Source organism: Pseudooceanicola sp. NS-SX9, from assembly GCF_057380705.1.
The window spans coordinates 899711-918197 of the sequence record NZ_CM170818.1; the positions used below are offsets into that span (position 1 = coordinate 899711).

General features: G+C 64.5%; 14 protein-coding genes, 1 tRNA gene and 1 pseudogene. 14 read left to right on the top strand and 2 right to left on the bottom strand.

What is annotated here, in order from left to right; all coding sequences use genetic code 11:
• The first annotated feature begins 79 nt into the window (after positions 1-79).
• The 6 genes from AC2ITM_RS04265 (at position 80) to rplA (ending at position 3716) form a co-directional block, all read left to right on the top strand.
• Positions 80-1051 (top strand): zinc transporter ZntB, encoded by a 972-nt coding sequence (locus AC2ITM_RS04265; protein ID WP_486468589.1) that lies wholly within the window; start codon positions 80-82, stop codon positions 1049-1051.
• 186 nt (positions 1052-1237) lie between these two features.
• Positions 1238-1313: transfer RNA gene (locus AC2ITM_RS04270), tRNA-Trp, on the top strand.
• 156 nt (positions 1314-1469) lie between these two features.
• A complete protein-coding gene (gene secE, locus AC2ITM_RS04275; protein WP_486468590.1) occupies positions 1470-1661 on the top strand; it encodes a preprotein translocase subunit SecE in 192 nt (63 codons plus the stop codon).
• Positions 1662-1888: 227 nt separating this feature from the next.
• Complete coding sequence (nusG, locus tag AC2ITM_RS04280; protein ID WP_486468591.1) at positions 1889-2422, top strand: transcription termination/antitermination protein NusG; 534 nt, start codon at positions 1889-1891, stop codon at positions 2420-2422.
• A gap of 170 nt (positions 2423-2592) precedes the next feature.
• Complete coding sequence (rplK, locus tag AC2ITM_RS04285; RefSeq protein WP_486468592.1) at positions 2593-3018, top strand: 50S ribosomal protein L11; 426 nt, start codon at positions 2593-2595, stop codon at positions 3016-3018.
• On the top strand, positions 3018-3716 hold the full coding sequence (gene rplA / locus AC2ITM_RS04290; RefSeq protein ID WP_486468593.1) for a 50S ribosomal protein L1: 699 nt from the start codon (positions 3018-3020) through the stop codon (positions 3714-3716). The genes rplK and rplA overlap by 1 nt, the downstream gene beginning before the upstream one ends.
• 187 nt (positions 3717-3903) lie before the next feature.
• Here rplA and AC2ITM_RS04295 read toward each other — a convergent pair.
• Both AC2ITM_RS04295 and AC2ITM_RS04300 read right to left on the bottom strand, forming a co-directional pair.
• Positions 3904-4239, bottom strand: a pseudogene (locus AC2ITM_RS04295) (transposase domain-containing protein); the annotation flags it as partial.
• Positions 4240-4515: 276 nt separating this feature from the next.
• The gene (locus AC2ITM_RS04300; RefSeq protein ID WP_486468594.1) at positions 4516-5265 is read right to left on the bottom strand and encodes a YkgJ family cysteine cluster protein; all 750 of its coding nucleotides are present in this window, start codon (positions 5263-5265) and stop codon (positions 4516-4518) included.
• 423 nt (positions 5266-5688) lie between these two features.
• Between AC2ITM_RS04300 and rplJ the strand changes: the two genes are divergently transcribed.
• From rplJ to rpsG, 8 genes are all read left to right on the top strand, one after another.
• Positions 5689-6213 (top strand): 50S ribosomal protein L10, encoded by a 525-nt coding sequence (gene rplJ / locus AC2ITM_RS04305; RefSeq protein ID WP_486468595.1) that lies wholly within the window; start codon positions 5689-5691, stop codon positions 6211-6213.
• A 74-nt stretch (positions 6214-6287) separates the two neighbouring features.
• The gene (gene rplL / locus AC2ITM_RS04310) at positions 6288-6665 is read left to right on the top strand and encodes a 50S ribosomal protein L7/L12 (protein ID WP_486468596.1); all 378 of its coding nucleotides are present in this window, start codon (positions 6288-6290) and stop codon (positions 6663-6665) included.
• Between the two features lie 244 nt (positions 6666-6909).
• Entirely contained in the window at positions 6910-11046 is a 4137-nt protein-coding gene (rpoB, locus tag AC2ITM_RS04315) for a DNA-directed RNA polymerase subunit beta (RefSeq protein WP_486468597.1), read from the top strand.
• Between the two features lie 74 nt (positions 11047-11120).
• Positions 11121-15353, top strand: a complete 4233-nt coding sequence (gene rpoC / locus AC2ITM_RS04320; protein ID WP_486468598.1) for a DNA-directed RNA polymerase subunit beta' — start codon at positions 11121-11123, stop codon at positions 15351-15353.
• Positions 15354-15490: 137 nt separating this feature from the next.
• Positions 15491-16396 carry a DMT family transporter gene (locus AC2ITM_RS04325; RefSeq protein WP_486468599.1) on the top strand — a complete coding sequence of 302 codons (906 nt, stop codon included), beginning with the start codon at positions 15491-15493 and terminating at the stop codon, positions 16394-16396.
• Positions 16393-17226 (top strand): glycosyltransferase, encoded by an 834-nt coding sequence (locus AC2ITM_RS04330; protein ID WP_486468600.1) that lies wholly within the window; start codon positions 16393-16395, stop codon positions 17224-17226. The genes AC2ITM_RS04325 and AC2ITM_RS04330 overlap by 4 nt, the downstream gene beginning before the upstream one ends.
• Positions 17227-17621: 395 nt before the next feature.
• Entirely contained in the window at positions 17622-17993 is a 372-nt protein-coding gene (gene rpsL, locus AC2ITM_RS04335; RefSeq protein WP_160897199.1) for a 30S ribosomal protein S12, read from the top strand.
• Positions 17994-18005: 12 nt separating this feature from the next.
• Positions 18006-18476: a 30S ribosomal protein S7 gene (gene rpsG, locus AC2ITM_RS04340; protein ID WP_486468601.1), complete on the top strand. Its 471-nt coding sequence runs from the start codon at positions 18006-18008 to the stop codon at positions 18474-18476.
• The last annotated feature ends 11 nt before the right edge of the window (positions 18477-18487 follow it).

Sequence of the window (18487 nt, forward strand, 5' to 3'; positions counted from 1 at the left end):
CGCGAACGGCGGGGATCTTCCCCGCCGTTTCCGTTTCCGGCGTCTGGATCTTTTCGCCCGCCCGCCTATCATCCCGGCCATGACGCACCCGATCCATTTCGCCTATGTTCTCGAAGGCCCCGCGCGCTGCCAGCGCCTGGCGGGCCACGAGGTGCAGGACATGCTGCTGTCGCCGACGCTGGCATGGGCGCATCTCGATGCCATGCACGACGATGCCCAGGACTGGGTGGCGCAGAACCTCTCCTATCTCGACGAGACCGTGACCGAGGCCCTCACCCAGGCCGAGACCCGCCCCCGCGCCACCGCCATCGGCGAGGGGCTGCTGGTGATCCTGCGCGGCGTCAACCTGAACCCCGGCAAGGATCGCGAGGACATGGTGGCCGTCCGCGTCTGGGCCGATGCCCACCGCATCGTCACGCTGTCGCGTCAGCGGGTGCGCGCGATCGACGACATCGCCGCCGAGATCGAGGCCGGCGAGGGCCCCCAAACCGCCGGCGACTTCATCGCCACCCTGGCGGACCGGCTGAGCGACCGGATCGAACCCTTCGTGACCGAGCTCGACAGCGATGTCGACGGCCTCGAATCCGAGATCATCCAGAGCCCCTCCAAGGAGCTGCGCCGCCGAATCGTCGCCCTGCGCCTGTCGGTGGTGGAACTGCGCCGCCACGTGCCGCCACAGCGCGAGGCGATGAAGCTGCTCGGCGCCTCGAAATCGCCGCTCTTCCAGGATCACGACCTGCGCCGCCTGCAGGAGAATCACGACCGCCTGATGCGCCTGGCGGAAAACCTGGACGAGCTGCGCGACAATCTCGGCGTCCTGCGCGACGAACTGGCCGGCCTGCTGGCCGATCAGCTGAACGGCCACATGTACGTGATCGCGATGATCTCAGGGATCTTCATGCCGCTGGGCTTCCTGACGGGGCTCCTGGGCATCAATGTGGGGGGGATTCCCGGGGCAGGGGACCCCTGGGCCTTCTGGACCTTCTGCGGCCTCCTGGCGGCCCTTGCCGGGGGCCTGCTGCTGGTCCTGCGGCGCCTCCGCTGGGTCTGAACGCGCCCGTTCCCTGTCATCTGGCCAAAAATACTCCGGGGGGGCCTTCCGCAGGAAGGCGGGGGCAGCGCCCCCCTGCGCCAGGACCACCCGGTCCTGCCCCATGGTCATGCGGAAAATTCGCGCCCTGCCGAAACTCGGCGCTTGATCTTCCCCGCGCCCTGCCATAATCACCCCTCACGGCATAGGGGTATAGCTCAGTTGGTAGAGCATCGGTCTCCAAAACCGAGGGTCGCGGGTTCGAGTCCTGCTGCCCCTGCCAGTTTCCATCACGACATCGCCAGCACGTCACGCCAGCCCGATTGGGATGGGCCCGACCTGCGCCGGGCGGGTTGAAAAACCCTTTCGTCCCGCGTAAGGGAGAGCACCCGCGGGCCTGACGGCCCGGCTCAGAGACATCCCAGGTGAGGATCCCGCCATGGCGAACCCGCTCCAGTTCATCCAGCAGACCCGCGCCGAGATCGGCAAGGTCGCCTGGCCCTCGCGTCGCGAAGTGGCCCTGACCACGGTCATGGTCCTCGTGATGGCGGCGCTGACATCCGTCTTCTTTGCCCTTGTGGATCTCGCGATCCGCTCGGGGCTGCAGGGCGTCCTCAGCCTGTTCAACTGACGGCGGGGGCAAAATGCCCCGGGGTCTTGCACATCGGGGCCGAGTTTTGTAACTCACGCCCCATTCCCCCTGATCTGGCGCGCGGCGATTCGGCCCCGCGCCGATTTTCTATGGGGGAGGGGCCTTTCGCGTTCCCCGGAACGGGCGAAACCCCTCAGGAATATCCGCCGCGACCGCCCGTTCGGGGCCCGCGGCACCAGAGTGGAACTAGCAAGGGTCGTTGCGACATGGCGAAACGGTGGTACTCGGTCTCGGTCCTCTCGAACTTCGAGAAGAAGATCGCCGAGCAGATCCGGCAGAGCGTCGAAGAGAAGGGTCTTCAGGACCAGATCGACGAAGTGCTCGTGCCGACCGAGGAAGTGATCGAGATCCGCCGCGGCAAGAAGGTCTCGACCGAACGGCGCTTCATGCCCGGCTACGTGCTGGTTCACATGGAGATGTCGGATCAGGGCTATCACCTGATCAACTCGATCAACCGGGTGACCGGTTTCCTGGGCCCGCAGGGGCGCCCGATGCCGATGCGCGACGCCGAGGTGAAGGGCATCCTGGGCCGCGTCCAGGAAGGCGAAGAAACGCCGCGCACGCTCATCCACTTCGAGGTGGGCGAGAAGGTCAAGGTCAACGACGGTCCGTTCGAGGACTTCGACGGCATGATCGAAGAGGTCGACGAGGACAACCAGCGCCTCAAGGTGTCGGTCTCGATCTTCGGCCGGGAAACCCCGGTCGAGCTGGAATTCACCCAGGTCACCAAACAGGTGTGATCCGGGTCACGCGCGCCGCAGGGCGCGTCCGCCGGGGCAGGGCCGGCATTCATTCGTGGGAGGCGAGGGGCGCGCGCGCACCGGACCACACCACGCAGACCGGCGGGCGCGACGCGTCGTGATCCGCCAGGGCACATCGCAGATGTGCCGGTGAACCAAGGAGAAGGCCAATGGCCAAGAAACTGATCGGCAGCCTGAAGCTGCAAGTCGCGGCTGGCAAAGCCACCCCGTCCCCGCCTGTCGGCCCGGCACTGGGTCAACGCGGCATCAACATCATGGAATTCTGCAAGGCGTTCAACGCCAAGACGCAGGACATGGAAGTTGGCGCACCCTGCCCGACCGTCATCACCTACTACCAGGACAAGTCCTTCACCATCGAGATCAAGACGCCCCCCGCGTCCTACTATCTCAAGAAGGCCGCGAACCTGAAGTCGGGCTCCAAGACCCCCGGCAAGGCCACCGCAGGTACGGTGACCGTTGCTCAGGTCAAGGAAATCGCGGAAGCGAAGATGAAAGATCTGAACGCCAACGATATCGAAGCGGCGATGCAGATCATCCTGGGCTCGGCCCGCTCCATGGGCATCGAGGTGAAGTGATGGCTAAGCTCGGTAAACGTACCCGCGCCGCCCGCGAAGCCTTCGCCGGCAAGGAAAACATCTCGGTCGAGGACGCCGTTTCGCTGATCAAGGCGAATGCCAAGGCCAAGTTCGACGAGACCGTCGAGATCGCCGTGAACCTGGGCGTCGACCCCCGCCACGCAGACCAGATGGTCCGCGGCGTGGTCGGCCTGCCGAACGGCACCGGCAAGGACGTGCGCGTTGCCGTCTTCGCCCGTGGCGCCAAGGCTGACGAAGCCAAGGCCGCCGGTGCGGACATCGTTGGCGCCGAAGACCTGATGGAATCCATCCAGGGCGGCAACATCGATTTCGACCGCTGCATCGCCACCCCGGACATGATGCCGATCGTCGGCCGTCTGGGCAAGATCCTGGGCCCGCGCAACCTGATGCCGAACCCCAAGGTCGGCACCGTGACCATGGACGTGAAAACGGCCGTGGAAGCAGCCAAGGGCGGCGAAGTCCAGTTCAAGGTCGAAAAAGCAGGCGTCGTGCACGCTGGCGTCGGCAAGGTCTCGTTCGACGAGGGCAAGCTGGTCGAGAACATCCGCGCCTTCGTGGAAGCGGTGTCCAAGGCCAAGCCGGCCGGTGCCAAGGGCACCTACATGAAAGGCATCTCGCTGAGCTCGACCATGGGCCCGGGCGTGTCGGTCGCCGTCGAAAGCGCAACCGGCAACTGAGCCGCGGACCGCTGGAAATTCTGAAAGGGGCGTGCCTTCTGGCGCGCCCCTTTTGCGTTTGGGGCTGGGGCCGAAGGGGCGGTGCCCCGGCCTTGCGGCTGCGGGCGCGGCAGCCTCGGGCGCGTGCCCGGATGGCGGCGCGCCCGCGCCCGGCCGACCGTAAGCGCTGTCTGCGCCCCATGGGGGATCAGGTTGACTTGGTGAAGTTCCAGAGAAGGAGCTCATCGATCCTGGAGTTCGGGTGGCCAGCTGCGATCGCCTCCAAGGTCGCTTTGAGATAAGCGAATGGCTCCACGCCGTTGATCTTCGCGGTCGCGATCAGGGAGGCGATGCGGGCCCAGGTGCGGCCGCCCTCGTCGTGGCCGGCGAAGAGTGCATTCTTTCGCGTCAGGTCAATCGGACGGATCAAGTTCTCGATGGAATTGGAGGCCATCTCGACATGGCCGTCGTGGAGGAAAGCCTGCGGCCCGCCCCACTGGCGGTGGATGTAGGTCAGCTTTTCGCCAAGGCGCGACTTGGCTGACGGGCTGCGCCCCGTCCCTCGGGGCGGCCGTGAAGACGGGCGGGCGGTGCGTCCGGGCTTTCTGTCGGGACCGGTGATTGCGCCCGATCCCGTGGCGGAGCGGTCGGGGCGGGACACTGGCCTGACGCGGCCTGCGGCCTTGGGGCCCGCGCTTGTCCTGCCGGCCCCCGCGCGCCTCGGACGGTGGGGTAATCCACCCGGCCTGGGCGAGCGTGATTGCCGTCCCGGCGAAGGCTGTCGCGCGCCCCGAAGGGCGCGTGGCCCGGCGCGCGCGCCTCAGGACGGAGAGTTGCCGATATCCTCGCAGGTCTCTTCCAGCTCGGAGGTCGGGTGGCGGGCGGCGGCCAGGGCGCCGTCCAGGTCGGCCCCGTCGCAGGCGGCCCGTGCCAGGGCCTCAAGGCTGTAGGTCTGCAGCAGGGCGGTGCCGCGCATCACCTCGCGCGACAGGGCCATCACCGTCAGGTAGTCGAGGTGGTTCCCCAGCATCCCCGATCCGTCCTCGTCGCCGCCCTCGGCATTCTCGCGGCAGGCCTCGACATCGACCGACAGGAAACTGCGGCAGACCATCGGGCGGGCGTCATAGACGCGGCACTGGCGCGTCGCGGGATCAAGCGCGGCACAGGCATGGGGGGTCCAGGCGCGGCCGTCGGGCTGGCCGGCCAGAGGCGCCAGCGCACCGTGCAGGGTGGTGGCCTCGGCCTCGGTGATCAGGCCGCCGTCTCCCTCCAGCAGGATGCAGCAAAAGGCGCAGCCAGGGGCGCAGACGGCCTCGACCAGGGCGGCCGGGCGTTCGGCACGGATCTGGGCGCCGGTGATCTCGGCGATCTCGCGGGCGGCATCGCCCGAGGCCAGGCGCGCCAGCGTGCGGGGCAGGGGGCGGCCCTCGGCCTCGGATGTGGCCAGCCAGGCATCCAGCAGACGGCGGCCGCGGTCCTCGAGGAAATCGGGCATGCCGCGGGCCCGCGCCTTGCCAAGCTTGCGGCGCAGGCCGGGGTAATCGCGCGTGTCGCGGGCAGTTCTGCTCATGGCTGGGATCTTTCGCTTCGATATTGACGGGACCACTGGCGTGAGGCCGGGTTCGAGAGTATAAGGAGGGCATAGTGACGTCCAGCAGGGCAGGGGCCCGGGCGGACGCGCGCAAAGGTCCGGCGTTTCGACGTGCGGCTCCTTCACGCATTTTTTGCACTTCACATCCGCTGAAAGAACGCTTAGAAGCCGTCTGGTCAGGCCGTCCGGATTCGGGTGGTCTCGACGATTCGTCCGAGACGGTGGGTGATCCCCTGGGGTCATAATTCCTGCCTGAGATGGGAAAGAACCAGATTTCTTCGGGCCCGCGCAAGCGGCTCCCCGGGGCGACCTTGGACGGACCCGTTACGGACCCGCTAGCCGGGACGTTCGTTCCGGCAGAACTGAGCCGGAGGGTCACACCTCCCTGATTGGAGTGAAACTGTGGATAGAGCCCAGAAAGAGAAAGTGGTCGAGGAACTCGGCCAGATCTTCGAAAGCTCTGGCGTTGTGGTGGTTGCCCACTACACCGGTCTCACGGTTGCTGACATGCAGTCTCTGCGCGCCAAGGCCTCTGCGGCCGGCGGTAGCGTGCGTGTCGCCAAGAACAGGCTCGCCAAGATCGCCCTGGAAGGCAAGCCCTGCGCAAGCATGGCCGATCTTCTGACGGGCATGACCGTGCTCACCTATTCCGAAGACCCTGTCGCTGCAGCCAAGGTCGCGGAAGATTTCGCCAAAGAGAACAAGAAGTTCGAAATTCTCGGCGGCGCAATGGGTGAAACCGCACTGGACCGAGCCGGTGTCGAAGCCGTGTCGAAGATGCCGTCGCGCGAAGAGCTTATCGCTCAGATCGTGTCGTGCATCGGCGCACCCGCCTCGAACATCGCCGGTGCCATTGGCGCGCCTGCTTCCAACATCGCCTCCATCCTGTCCACGATCGAAGAAAAGTTCGAGGACAAGGCGGCGTAAGCAACCTCGGGACCGATGTAGGGTCACAATCCCTCACGTTGGAACACATCTAGAGATACGGAAAGAGTCACAAAATGGCTGATCTGAAGAAACTGGCCGAAGAGATCGTCAACCTGACGCTGCTCGAAGCACAAGAACTGAAAACCATCCTGAAAGACGAATACGGCATCGAGCCCGCCGCTGGCGGCGCCGTCATGGTCGCAGGTCCGGCAGCTGCCGCTGGCGAAGCCGAAGAAGAGAAAACCGAGTTCGACGTCATCCTGAAGTCGGCCGGCGCTTCCAAAATCAACGTCATCAAAGAAGTCCGCGCCATCACCGGCCTGGGCCTCAAAGAAGCCAAAGAGCTGGTGGAAGCCGGCGGCAAGGCTGTCAAAGAAGGCGTGTCGAAAGACGAAGCAGAAGACATCAAGGGCAAGCTGGAAGCAGCTGGCGCCGAGATCGAAATCAAGTAATCCGGCGCTCCGGGTTACCCGGAAGCAAGGATTTCCAAGGCTGGACGCGGGGAGACCCGCGTTCAGCCGAACCTGTCTCAGAGAGGGCTTTTGCGAAAGCCCTGCCTAAGGCGAGGTTCGCGGATCGGGAGGTCACCATTGGGACGGTGGCCAGGCATGGATCCGAACCCCCCTGTCTCGAGTGGGCGTTGCGCCGGGGCCCGACGGCACGCGACCCGTAGAGAAACGAAAGGTGAGACCCGTCATGGCTCAGACCTACCTTGGTCAGAAACGTCTTCGCAAATATTTCGGCAAGATTCGCGAAGTCCTTGAAATGCCGAACCTCATCGAGGTTCAGAAGTCCTCCTACGAACTGTTCCTGAATTCCGGCGACGCAGCGGAACCCGCTGACGGCGAAGGCATCAAGGGTGTTTTCCAGTCGGTTTTCCCGATCAAGGATTTCAACGAGACCGCGGTTCTCGAGTTCGTCAAGTACGAGCTGGAGCGTCCGAAGTACGACGTTGACGAATGCATGCAGCGCGACATGACCTACAGCGCCCCGCTGAAGGTCACGCTGCGCCTGATCGTCTTCGATATTGATGAAGATACGGGTGCAAGATCCGTCAAGGACATCAAGGAGCAGGACGTCTTCATGGGCGACATGCCCCTGATGACGCCGAACGGCACCTTCATCGTCAACGGCACCGAACGGGTCATCGTGTCCCAGATGCACCGGTCTCCGGGTGTCTTCTTCGACCACGACAAGGGCAAGACGCACAGCTCGGGCAAGCTGCTCTTCGCCTGCCGTATCATTCCGTACCGTGGTTCGTGGCTCGATTTCGAATTCGACGCCAAGGACATCGTGTTCGCGCGCATCGACCGTCGCCGCAAGCTGCCGGTGACGACGCTTCTGTACGCCCTGGGCCTGGACCAGGAAGCGATCATGGACGCGTATTACAACACGGTGGACTACACCTACCGCAAGGGCCAGGGCTGGGTGACCAAGTTCTTCCCCGAGCGCGTCCGCGGCACCCGTCCGAACTTCGACCTGGTCGATGCGGATTCGGGCGAGATCATCGCCGAAGCCGGCAAGAAGGTGACCCCGCGCGCCGTCAAGAAGCTGATCGACGAAGGCACGGTGAAGAACCTGCTGGAGCCGTTCGAGCGCATCGTCGGCAAATATGTCGCCCGCGACATCATCAACGAAGATACCGGTGCGATCTATGTCGAAGCCGGTGACGAGCTGACGCTGGAATACGACAAGGGTGGCGACATCATCGGCGGCACCGTGAAGGAGCTGCTGGAAGCCGGCATCACCGACATTCCGGTCCTCGACATCGACAACATCACCGTCGGCGCCTACATGCGCAACACGATGGCGGCAGACAAGAACATGAACCGCGACACCGCGCTCATGGATATCTACCGCGTCATGCGCCCGGGCGAACCGCCGACCGTCGAGGCGGCCTCGTCGCTGTTCGACACGCTGTTCTTCGACAGCGAGCGTTACGACCTGTCGGCCGTCGGCCGCGTCAAGATGAACATGCGTCTCGACCTCGACAAGCCCGACACCCAGCGGACGCTGGACCGTGACGATATCGTCAAGTGCATCAAGGCGCTGGTCGAACTGCGTGACGGCAAGGGCGAAATCGACGACATCGACCACCTGGGCAATCGTCGCGTCCGCTCTGTCGGCGAACTGATGGAAAACCAGTACCGCGTCGGCCTGCTGCGCATGGAACGCGCGATCAAGGAACGCATGTCCAGTGTCGAAATCGACACCGTGATGCCGCAGGATCTGATCAACGCGAAACCGGCTGCTGCTGCCGTGCGTGAATTCTTCGGCTCGTCGCAGCTGTCGCAGTTCATGGACCAGACCAACCCGCTGTCCGAAGTGACGCACAAACGCCGTCTTTCGGCGCTTGGCCCGGGCGGTCTGACCCGCGAACGCGCAGGCTTCGAAGTGCGCGACGTTCACGCCACGCACTACGGCCGCATGTGCCCGATCGAAACGCCGGAAGGTCCGAACATCGGCCTGATCAACTCTCTGGCGACCTTCGCCCGGGTGAACAAGTACGGCTTCATCGAGACCCCCTACCGCACCGTCAAGGACAAGCAGGTGACCGATGAGGTCCACTATATGTCCGCGACCGAGGAACAGCGGCACGTCGTGGCCCAGGCCAACGCCGAGCTGGACGTGGACGGCAAGTTCGTCAACGAGATGGTCAACACCCGTCAGGCCGGCGAATACACCCTGACGCCCACCGAGGCCGTGGACCTGATCGACGTTTCGCCCAAGCAGCTGGTGTCGGTCGGCGCCTCGCTGATCCCGTTCCTGGAAAACGACGACGCCAACCGCGCCCTGATGGGTGCGAACATGCAGCGTCAGGCCGTTCCCCTGCTGCGCGCGGAAGCGCCTGTCGTGGGCACCGGCATCGAGGGCAAGGTCGCAATCGACTCGGGCGCTGCCATTCAGGCCAAGCGTGCCGGCATCATCGACCAGGTCGATGCCCAGCGTATCGTGATCCGCGCCACCTCCGACCTGGAGCTGGGCGACGCGGGCGTGGACATCTACCGTCTGCGCAAGTTCCAGCGCTCGAACCAGAACACCACCATCAACCAGAAGCCTCTGGTGAAGGTCGGTCAGACGGTCGGCAAGGGCGAAGTGATTGCCGATGGCCCCTCCACCGACATGGGGGAACTGGCGCTCGGCAAGAACATCATCGTCGCCTTCATGCCCTGGAACGGCTACAACTACGAAGACTCCATCCTGATCTCGGAACGCATCTCGCGTGACGACGTCTTCACCTCGATCCACATCGAGGAATTCGAAGTCGCCGCCCGTGACACCAAGCTGGGCCCGGAAGAGATCACCCGCGACATTCCGAACGTCGGTGAAGAAGCGCTGCGCAACCTCGACGAGGCTGGCATCGTCTACATCGGTGCGGATGTGGAACCGGGCGACATCCTGGTCGGCAAGATCACCCCGAAGGGCGAAAGCCCGATGACGCCGGAAGAAAAGCTTCTGCGCGCCATCTTCGGCGAAAAGGCATCGGACGTGCGCGACACCTCGCTGCGTGTGAAGCCGGGTGATTACGGTACCGTCGTCGAGGTCCGCGTCTTCAACCGCCATGGCGTGGAAAAAGACGAACGTGCCCTGCAGATCGAACGCGAAGAAGTCGAGCGCCTGTCGCGCGACCGCGACGACGAGCTGGCGATCCTGGACCGCAACATCTACGCCCGCCTGAAGGACATGATCCTGGGCAAGGTCGCGGTGAAGGGTCCGAAGGGCATCAAGGCCGGGTCGGAAATCACCGAAGAGCTGCTGGGCACGCTGTCGCGCGGCCAGTGGTGGCAGCTGGCGCTGGAAGACGACAAGGAATCCCAGATCGTCGAAGCCCTGAACGAGCAGTACGAGGCGCAGAAGCGCGCGCTCGATGCCCGTTTCGAGGACAAGGTCGAGAAGGTCCGTCGCGGCGACGATCTGCCTCCGGGTGTGATGAAGATGGTCAAGGTCTTCATCGCGGTGAAGCGCAAGCTGCAGCCGGGCGACAAGATGGCCGGCCGTCACGGCAACAAGGGTGTGGTGTCGCGCGTCGTTCCGATGGAAGACATGCCGTTCCTTGCCGATGGTACCCCGGTCGACTTCTGTCTGAACCCGCTGGGCGTGCCCTCGCGCATGAACGTCGGTCAGATCCTGGAAACCCACATGGGCTGGGCATCGCGCGGCCTGGGCATCAAGATCGACGAGGCCCTGCAGGACTACCGCCGCACCGGTGACATGACCCCGGTCCGCGAGGCCCTGCGCATCGCCTATGGTGACGAAGTCTATGAAGAGGGCTTTGTCGGCATGGACGAGGAGCACCTTCTGGAAGCGGCGGGCAACGTGACCCGCGGTGTCCCGATCGCGACCCCGGTCTTCGACGGTGCCAAGGAAGAGGACATCAACGAGGCGCTCAGCCGTGCAGGCTTTGACACCTCGGGTCAGTCGGTCCTGTATGATGGCCGCACCGGCGATCAGTTCTCGCGCAAGGTCACCGTGGGCTTCAAGTACCTGCTGAAGCTGCACCACCTGGTGGACGACAAGATCCACGCGCGCTCGACCGGCCCGTACTCGCTCGTCACGCAGCAGCCGCTGGGTGGTAAGGCGCAGTTCGGTGGTCAGCGCTTCGGGGAGATGGAGGTCTGGGCTCTGGAAGCTTACGGCGCCGCCTACACCCTGCAGGAAATGCTGACGGTGAAGTCGGATGACGTCGCCGGCCGGACCAAGGTCTACGAAAGCATCGTCAAGGGCGAGGACAACTTCGAAGCGGGCGTGCCCGAGAGCTTCAACGTGCTCGTGAAGGAAGTCCGCGGCCTCGGCCTGAACATGGAACTCCTGGACGCGGAGGAGGAGGAGTAAGCGCCCCCCGCTTGCTCCGGGGCGGCAGCGCGCCGCCCCAACCTCTCTCCCCGACCTGTCATTAGGAAATGAACATGAACCAGGAACTGACGAACAACCCGTTCAACCCGCTGACCCCGGCCAAGGCGTTTGACGAGATCAAGGTCTCTCTGGCGTCGCCCGAACGGATCCTTTCGTGGTCCTACGGCGAGATCAAGAAGCCCGAGACCATCAACTACCGCACCTACAAGCCCGAGCGGGACGGCCTGTTCTGCGCGCGCATCTTCGGTCCGATCAAGGACTACGAATGCCTGTGCGGCAAGTACAAGCGGATGAAGTATCGCGGCGTCGTCTGCGAGAAATGCGGCGTCGAAGTCACGCTGCAGAAGGTCCGCCGCGAGCGTATGGGCCATATCGAACTGGCGGCCCCCGTCGCCCACATCTGGTTCCTGAAATCGCTGCCCTCCCGCATCGGCCTGATGCTGGACATGACGCTGCGCGATCTGGAACGCGTCCTGTACTTTGAAAACTACGTCGTCATCGAGCCGGGTCTGACCGACCTGAAATACGGCCAGATGATGACCGAAGAAGAGTTCATGGATGCCCAGGACACCTTCGGCATGGACGCCTTCACGGCGAACATCGGTGCCGAGGCCATCCGCGAGATGCTGGCGCAGATCGATCTGGAATCCGAAGCCGAGAACCTGCGCGCCGAACTGGCCGAGGCGACCGGTGAACTGAAGCCGAAGAAGATCATCAAGCGCCTGAAGGTCGTGGAATCCTTCCTGGAATCCGGCAACCGCCCCGAGTGGATGATCATGACCGTGATCCCGGTCATCCCGCCGGAACTGCGTCCGCTGGTGCCGCTGGACGGTGGCCGCTTCGCGACCTCGGACCTGAACGACCTGTATCGCCGCGTGATCAACCGGAACAACCGCCTGAAGCGTCTGATCGACCTTCGCGCGCCGGACATCATCGTGCGCAACGAAAAGCGGATGCTGCAGGAATCCGTCGATGCGCTGTTCGACAACGGCCGTCGCGGCCGCGTCATCACCGGCGCCAACAAGCGCCCGCTGAAGTCGCTGTCGGACATGCTGAAGGGCAAGCACGGCCGCTTCCGTCAGAACCTTCTGGGCAAGCGCGTCGACTTCTCGGGCCGTTCGGTCATCGTGACCGGGCCGGAACTGAAGCTGCACCAGTGCGGCCTGCCCAAGAAGATGGCGCTCGAACTGTTCAAGCCCTTCATCTACTCGCGTCTGGAGGCCAAGGGCCTGTCCAGCACCGTGAAGCAGGCGAAGAAGCTGGTCGAAAAAGAGCGCCCCGAGGTCTGGGACATCCTGGACGAGGTGATCCGCGAACACCCCGTGCTGCTGAACCGCGCCCCCACGCTGCACCGTCTGGGCATCCAGGCGTTCGAACCGCAGCTGGTGGAAGGCAAGGCGATCCAGCTGCACCCGCTGGTGTGCTCGGCGTTCAACGCCGACTTCGACGGTGACCAGATGGCCGTGCACGTCCCGCTGAGCCTCGAGGCACAGCTGGAAGCGCGCGTGCTGATGATGTCGACGAACAACGTTCTGTCGCCGGCTAACGGCGCGCCGATCATCGTTCCGTCGCAGGATATGGTGCTGGGTCTCTACTACACCACCATCGAACGCGAAGGCATGAAGGGCGAGGGCATGACCTTTGCCTCGATCGACGAGGTGCAGTACGCCCTCGACGCGGGGATCGTGCACCTGCACGCCAAGATCACCGCGCGGATCCTGCAGATCGACGAGGAAGGCAACGAGGTCTACAAGCGTTACGACACGACCCCCGGTCGCGTGCGCCTGGGTGCCCTGCTGCCGATGAACGCCAAGGCCCCGTTCGAGCTGGTCAACACCCTGCTGCGCAAGAAGGACGTCCAGCGCGTCATCGACACCGTCTACCGCTACTGCGGCCAGAAGGAATCGGTCATCTTCTGCGACCAGATCATGTCGATGGGCTTCAAGGAGGCCTTCAAGGCAGGCATCTCGTTCGGCAAGGACGACATGGTGATCCCCGATAACAAGTGGACCATCGTCGACGAGACCAAGGAGCAGGTGAAGGACTTTGAACAGCAGTACATGGACGGCCTGATCACCCAGGGCGAAAAGTACAACAAGGTCGTGGACGCCTGGTCGAAGTGCAACGACAAGGTGACCGAGGCGATGATGTCGACCATTTCGGCCGTGCCGCGCAATGCGGATGGCTCGGAAGGCGAGATCAACTCGGTCTACATGATGGCGCACTCGGGTGCGCGTGGCTCGGTCACGCAGATGAAGCAGCTGGGCGGGATGCGCGGCCTGATGGCGAAGCCGAACGGCGACATCATCGAGACGCCGATCATCTCGAACTTCAAGGAAGGTCTGACCGTTCTTGAATACTTCAACTCGACCCACGGCGCCCGTAAGGGTCTGTCGGATACCGCACTGAAGACCGCGAACTCGGGCTATCTGACCCGTCGTCTGGTGGACGTGGCTCAGGACTGCATCGTGCGCGAGCCCGATTGCGGCACCGACCGCGCCATCACCGTGGGCAACGCCGTCAACGACGGTGAAGTCGTCGCCACCATCGGCGAGCGCATCCTGGGCCGTGTCGCGGCCGATGACGTGCTGCGCCCCGGCACCGACGAGATCCTGGTCAAGCGCGGCCAGCTGATCGACGAACGCATGGCGGATTCGATCCAGGACGCCAACGTCCAGTCGATGCGCATCCGTTCGCCGCTGACCTGTGAAGCGGACGACGGCGTCTGCGCGGCCTGCTACGGCCGTGACCTGGCCCGTGGTACGCAGGTCAACATCGGTGAAGCGGTCGGCATCATCGCCGCCCAGTCGATCGGTGAACCCGGCACCCAGCTGACGATGCGGACCTTCCACATCGGCGGCGTGGCGCAGGGTGGCCAGCAGTCCTTCCTGGAGGCTTCGGCCGACGGCACCATCGCCTTCGAGGCGACCAACCTGCTGGAAAACGCGGTTGGCGACGTGCTGGTCATGGGCCGCAACATGAAGCTGCGGATCATCGACGCCCATGGCGAGGAACGTGCCAGCCACAAGCTGGGCTACGGCACCAAGCTGTTCGTCAAGGAAGGCCAGCAGGTCAAACGTGGCGAGAAGCTGTTCGAATGGGACCCCTACACCCTGCCGATCATCGCCGAGAAGGCCGGTAAGGCCCGCCTGACCGACCTGATCACCGGTTTCTCGGTCCGCGAGGACACCGACGAAGCCACCGGCATGACCCAGAAGATCGTGTCCGACTGGCGCACCGCGCCCAAGGGCAACGAGCTGAAGCCCGAGATCTTCATCGTCGATGAAGACGGTGAACCGGTGCGCAACGATGCGGGCAACCCCGTCAGCTACCCGATGTCGGTGGACGCGATCCTTTCGGTGGATCACGACCAGGACGTGAAGGCCGGTGACGTGGTGGCGCGTATTCCGCGCGAAGGTGCCAAGACGAAGGACATCACCGGGGGTCTGCCGCGCGTGGCGGAACTCTTCGAAGCCCGTCGTCCGAAGGACCACGCCATCATCGCCGAGATCGACGGCTACGTGCGCTTCGGCCGCGACTACAAGAACAAGCGTCGCATCACGATCGAGCCGGCAGACGACACCCTGGAGCCCGTGGAATACATGGTGCCGAAGGGCAAGCACATCCCCGTGCAGGAAGGCGACTTCGTGCAGAAGGGCGACTACATCATGGACGGCAACCCCGCGCCGCATGACATCCTTGCCATCATGGGTGTCGAAGCGCTGGCGAACTACATGATCGACGAAGTCCAGGACGTGTACCGACTGCAGGGCGTGAAGATCAACGACAAGCACATCGAGGTGATCGTTCGCCAGATGCTGCAGAAGTGGGAGATCCTGGACTCGGGCCAGACCACGCTGCTGAAGGGCGAACATGTCGACAAGATCGAGTTCGACCAGGCGAACGAGAAGGCGGAAGCACGCGGCCAGCGTCCGGCAACGGGCCAGCCGATCCTGCTGGGGATCACCAAGGCCTCGCTGCAGACGCGTTCGTTCATCTCGGCCGCCTCCTTCCAGGAGACGACCCGCGTGCTGACCGAAGCGTCCGTGCAGGGCAAGCGCGACAAGCTGATCGGCCTGAAGGAAAACGTCATCGTGGGTCGCCTGATCCCCGCCGGTACGGGTGGTGCCACCGCCCGCGTCCGTCGGATCGCCGGCGATCGCGACAACGTGGTTCTGGAAGCCCGCCGCGACGAGGCGAATGCCGTGCTGGCGGCGCCGAAGGCCGACGACTTCGCAGCCGATGTCTTCGACAACCTGGTCGAGACCCCGGAAAACCGCGACTGATCCTGCCTCGGGCCGGAAAATGCGAAAGGGCTCCCCTCGGGGGGCCCTTTTTCGTTTCCGGGGCTGCAGAATTGCGCTCTGGTCAAAGCGGGCAGGGCGGGTCATCACAACGCCGTGTCTGCCGCAAGGAACGCATGATGACCGAGAATACCCGCGCCGCCGCCATCATGATGGGGGCGTTGCTGCTGCTGAGCTTCAGTGACGCCATGCTGAAGGCCCTGCTGGTGGTAGTACCCATGACCCAGGTGATCCCGATCCGAAACGGGCTGATCGCGCTGGTGCTTGTGCTGGTGCTGCTGCGGCGCCCCGGGGCCTGGCGGCTGCCGCGTCGCGACTGGGGGCTGATGGTGCTGCGCGCCATCTGCGAGGCGGGCGCGGCCTGGTTCTATCTGGTCGCGCTGATGAAGATGCCCTTCGGATCGCTGGTGGCGGTGCTGCAGTCGGCGCCGCTGGTGGTGACGCTGGCGGCGGCGCTGTTCCTGGACGAGGCCGTCGGCTGGCGGCGCCTGCTGGCGATCCTGGCGGGCTTTCTGGGCGTGCTGATGATCGTGCGGCCGGGCGGCGCCGGTTTCGACGCCTCGGCGCTTTATGCGCTGACCTCGGTGCTGTTCATCGCGGTGCGCGACATCACGACCCGGCGGCTGTCACGGCAGGTCTCGGCGCTGACGGTGACGGCGCTTTCGTCCTCCTTCGTGATGGTGCTTTTCGTGGTCGTCGGGCTGGATGTGCCCTGGGTGCCGCTCAGCGGGGTGCAGACGTCGATGATCCTGGCCTCGGCGGGGCTGGTGCTGGTCAGCTACATTGGCACTGTGCAGGCGATGCGGATCGGGGACGTCGCCTTCGTCTCGCCGTTCCGCTACACCAACCTGATCTGGGCGCTGATCCTGGGCCTGGTGCTGTTCGGCGAATGGCCGGTGCCGATGACCCTGGCGGGGGCGGGGGTGATCGTGGCCTCGGGCCTTTTCACCCTTTGGCGGGAAACCCGACTGGGCCGCCTGCCCAAGGTCGTGCCCGGCGCCCCGGACGAGGCGGGACCCGCATGACCTGCCGCGAGGGGATCCAGCTGCTGGGGTTGTGCCGGTTCTCTTACCCGACGGCCGGAGACGGCTTTCAGGACGCCGCCGAAGGGCTGCAGGCGAACCGAGACCGCCTGTACGATCCCGACCGGCTGGCGCTGCGCTTTTGGTGGTTCGAGCACCTCTGTCTGCCGACGCTGGCCGCGCAGGAGGATGGCGATTTCACCCTGCTGCTGGTGCATGACGCGGGCCTGCCGCAGCCCTGGGCGGACCGGCTGGCGGCGCTTTGTGCCCGGGTGCCGCAGATCCGCCGTCTGGCCGAACCGGCAGGGCAGGGGCACCGGGATCTGTGCCGCCGCCTGATGCAGGCGGCCCGCGATCCCCATGCCCGGGTGGTGGGGGAATTCACCCTGGATGACGACGACGGTCTGGCGCGCGATTTCACGGCCCGCACCCGGGCCGATTTCGCGCATCTGGGGGCGCTTTTCGCCGAAGGCGGCCGCGCCGCGCTGGATTACAGCGCCGGAATCGTCGTCGAGGGGACCCGCGCACTGGAGCTGATCGCGGTTCAGGCCCCGCAATGGGCCCCGGCGCTGACGGTGTTCTGTCGGCCGCGCTCCAGCCGCAGCGTGCAGGATTTCAATCACCGTCGCGTCTGGAGCCGGATTCCCACATTGACGCTGCCCGCCCCGGCGATGTACCTGCGCGGGGTGCACGGGACGAACGACAGCAGCGTCTCGGGCCTGCTGCCACGCGCCCTGCCCGGCAGGGAAAGCCCCCGCGATGCCGTGTCGCGGCGCTTCGGACTGGATCCGGACGGGTTGGAAAAGGCGTGGCACACCCGCCGGATACGCTGAAAAAGCCGGTTCCGGGCAAGCGGGGCAGGGGTCCGACGGGGCCCGCGCGTTCAGGGCTTGTTGACAACCCTCCCGACTCCCCCTATACGCGCCTGCAATCAGGCGAGGGGGCCGCCCCTTGGCCTTCCAGAATGAAGTGGTCAAGATCCGGGCTCGCGCCCCGATCCTCTGGAAAACCCACCGCGTCGATCCCCGTGTACGTGGGGTCGAGTGCGGTTTTTTACGTTGCGCGTTAGTGTGACGGACCATTCGGGGCCTCGGCCCCACACGAGATCCGCACCCATGGTGCGGGGAGCAACCGGGCCCGGCGGACGCGCCGAGGACCATTTGGAAGGAAACGCATGGGGACACGGCCCCTCATGCAACACTAGTGTTAGAGACGGGAATATAACCCTATGCCTACGATCCAGCAGCTGATCCGCAAGCCGCGGCAGCCCAAAGTAAAACGCTCGAAGTCGATGCACCTGGAGCAATGCCCGCAGAAACGCGGCGTTTGCACCCGCGTCTACACCACGACCCCGAAGAAGCCGAACTCCGCAATGCGGAAAGTTGCCAAGGTCCGCCTGACCAATGGCTTCGAGGTGATCTCCTACATCCCCGGTGAATCGCACAACCTTCAGGAACACTCCGTTGTCCTGATCCGCGGCGGCCGTGTGAAAGACCTTCCGGGTGTCCGTTACCACATCCTGCGCGGTGTGCTGGATACCCATGGCGTCAAAGATCGTAAGCAGCGCCGCTCCAAGTACGGCGCGAAGCGTCCGAAGTAAGAGGATACACAGATGTCTCGCCGTCACGCCGCCGAAAAGCGCGAAGTCCTGCCCGACGCCAAGTATGGCGATCGCGTGCTGACCAAGTTCATGAACAACCTGATGATCGACGGCAAAAAGTCGGTCGCAGAGAAAATCGTCTACAACGCCCTCGACCGGATCGAATCCAAGGTCAAGCGCGCCCCCGTGGAAATCTTCCACGAGGCTCTGGACAACATCAAACCGTCCGTCGAAGTGCGTTCGCGCCGCGTCGGTGGTGCCACCTACCAGGTGCCCGTCGAAGTGCGTCCCGAGCGTCGTGAAGCCCTGGCGATCCGCTGGCTGATCAACGCTTCGCGCAACCGCAACGAGAACACGATGGAAGAGCGCCTCGCAGGCGAGCTGCTCGACGCCGTGAACTCGCGTGGTTCCGCTGTCAAGAAGCGTGAAGACACCCACAAGATGGCCGACGCGAACAAAGCGTTCAGCCATTACCGCTGGTAATCTTTCAGGAA

What these genes read in the sequence shown, in the direction of transcription:
- AC2ITM_RS04265 (WP_486468589.1), top strand. Translation starts at nt 80, where the DNA reads ATGACGCACCCGATCCATTTCGCCTATGTTCTCGAAGGCCCCGCGCGC.
- nusG (WP_486468591.1), top strand. Translation starts at nt 1,889, where the DNA reads ATGGCGAAACGGTGGTACTCGGTCTCGGTCCTCTCGAACTTCGAGAAG.
- rpsG (WP_486468601.1), top strand. Translation starts at nt 18,006, where the DNA reads ATGTCTCGCCGTCACGCCGCCGAAAAGCGCGAAGTCCTGCCCGACGCC.
- rpoB (WP_486468597.1), top strand. Translation starts at nt 6,910, where the DNA reads ATGGCTCAGACCTACCTTGGTCAGAAACGTCTTCGCAAATATTTCGGC.
- rplA (WP_486468593.1), top strand. Translation starts at nt 3,018, where the DNA reads ATGGCTAAGCTCGGTAAACGTACCCGCGCCGCCCGCGAAGCCTTCGCC.
- rplL (WP_486468596.1), top strand. Translation starts at nt 6,288, where the DNA reads ATGGCTGATCTGAAGAAACTGGCCGAAGAGATCGTCAACCTGACGCTG.
- rpsL (WP_160897199.1), top strand. Translation starts at nt 17,622, where the DNA reads ATGCCTACGATCCAGCAGCTGATCCGCAAGCCGCGGCAGCCCAAAGTA.
- secE (WP_486468590.1), top strand. Translation starts at nt 1,470, where the DNA reads ATGGCGAACCCGCTCCAGTTCATCCAGCAGACCCGCGCCGAGATCGGC.
- AC2ITM_RS04330 (WP_486468600.1), top strand. Translation starts at nt 16,393, where the DNA reads ATGACCTGCCGCGAGGGGATCCAGCTGCTGGGGTTGTGCCGGTTCTCT.
- rpoC (WP_486468598.1), top strand. Translation starts at nt 11,121, where the DNA reads ATGAACCAGGAACTGACGAACAACCCGTTCAACCCGCTGACCCCGGCC.
- AC2ITM_RS04325 (WP_486468599.1), top strand. Translation starts at nt 15,491, where the DNA reads ATGACCGAGAATACCCGCGCCGCCGCCATCATGATGGGGGCGTTGCTG.
- rplK (WP_486468592.1), top strand. Translation starts at nt 2,593, where the DNA reads ATGGCCAAGAAACTGATCGGCAGCCTGAAGCTGCAAGTCGCGGCTGGC.
- AC2ITM_RS04300 (WP_486468594.1), bottom strand. Translation starts at nt 5,265, where the DNA reads ATGAGCAGAACTGCCCGCGACACGCGCGATTACCCCGGCCTGCGCCGC.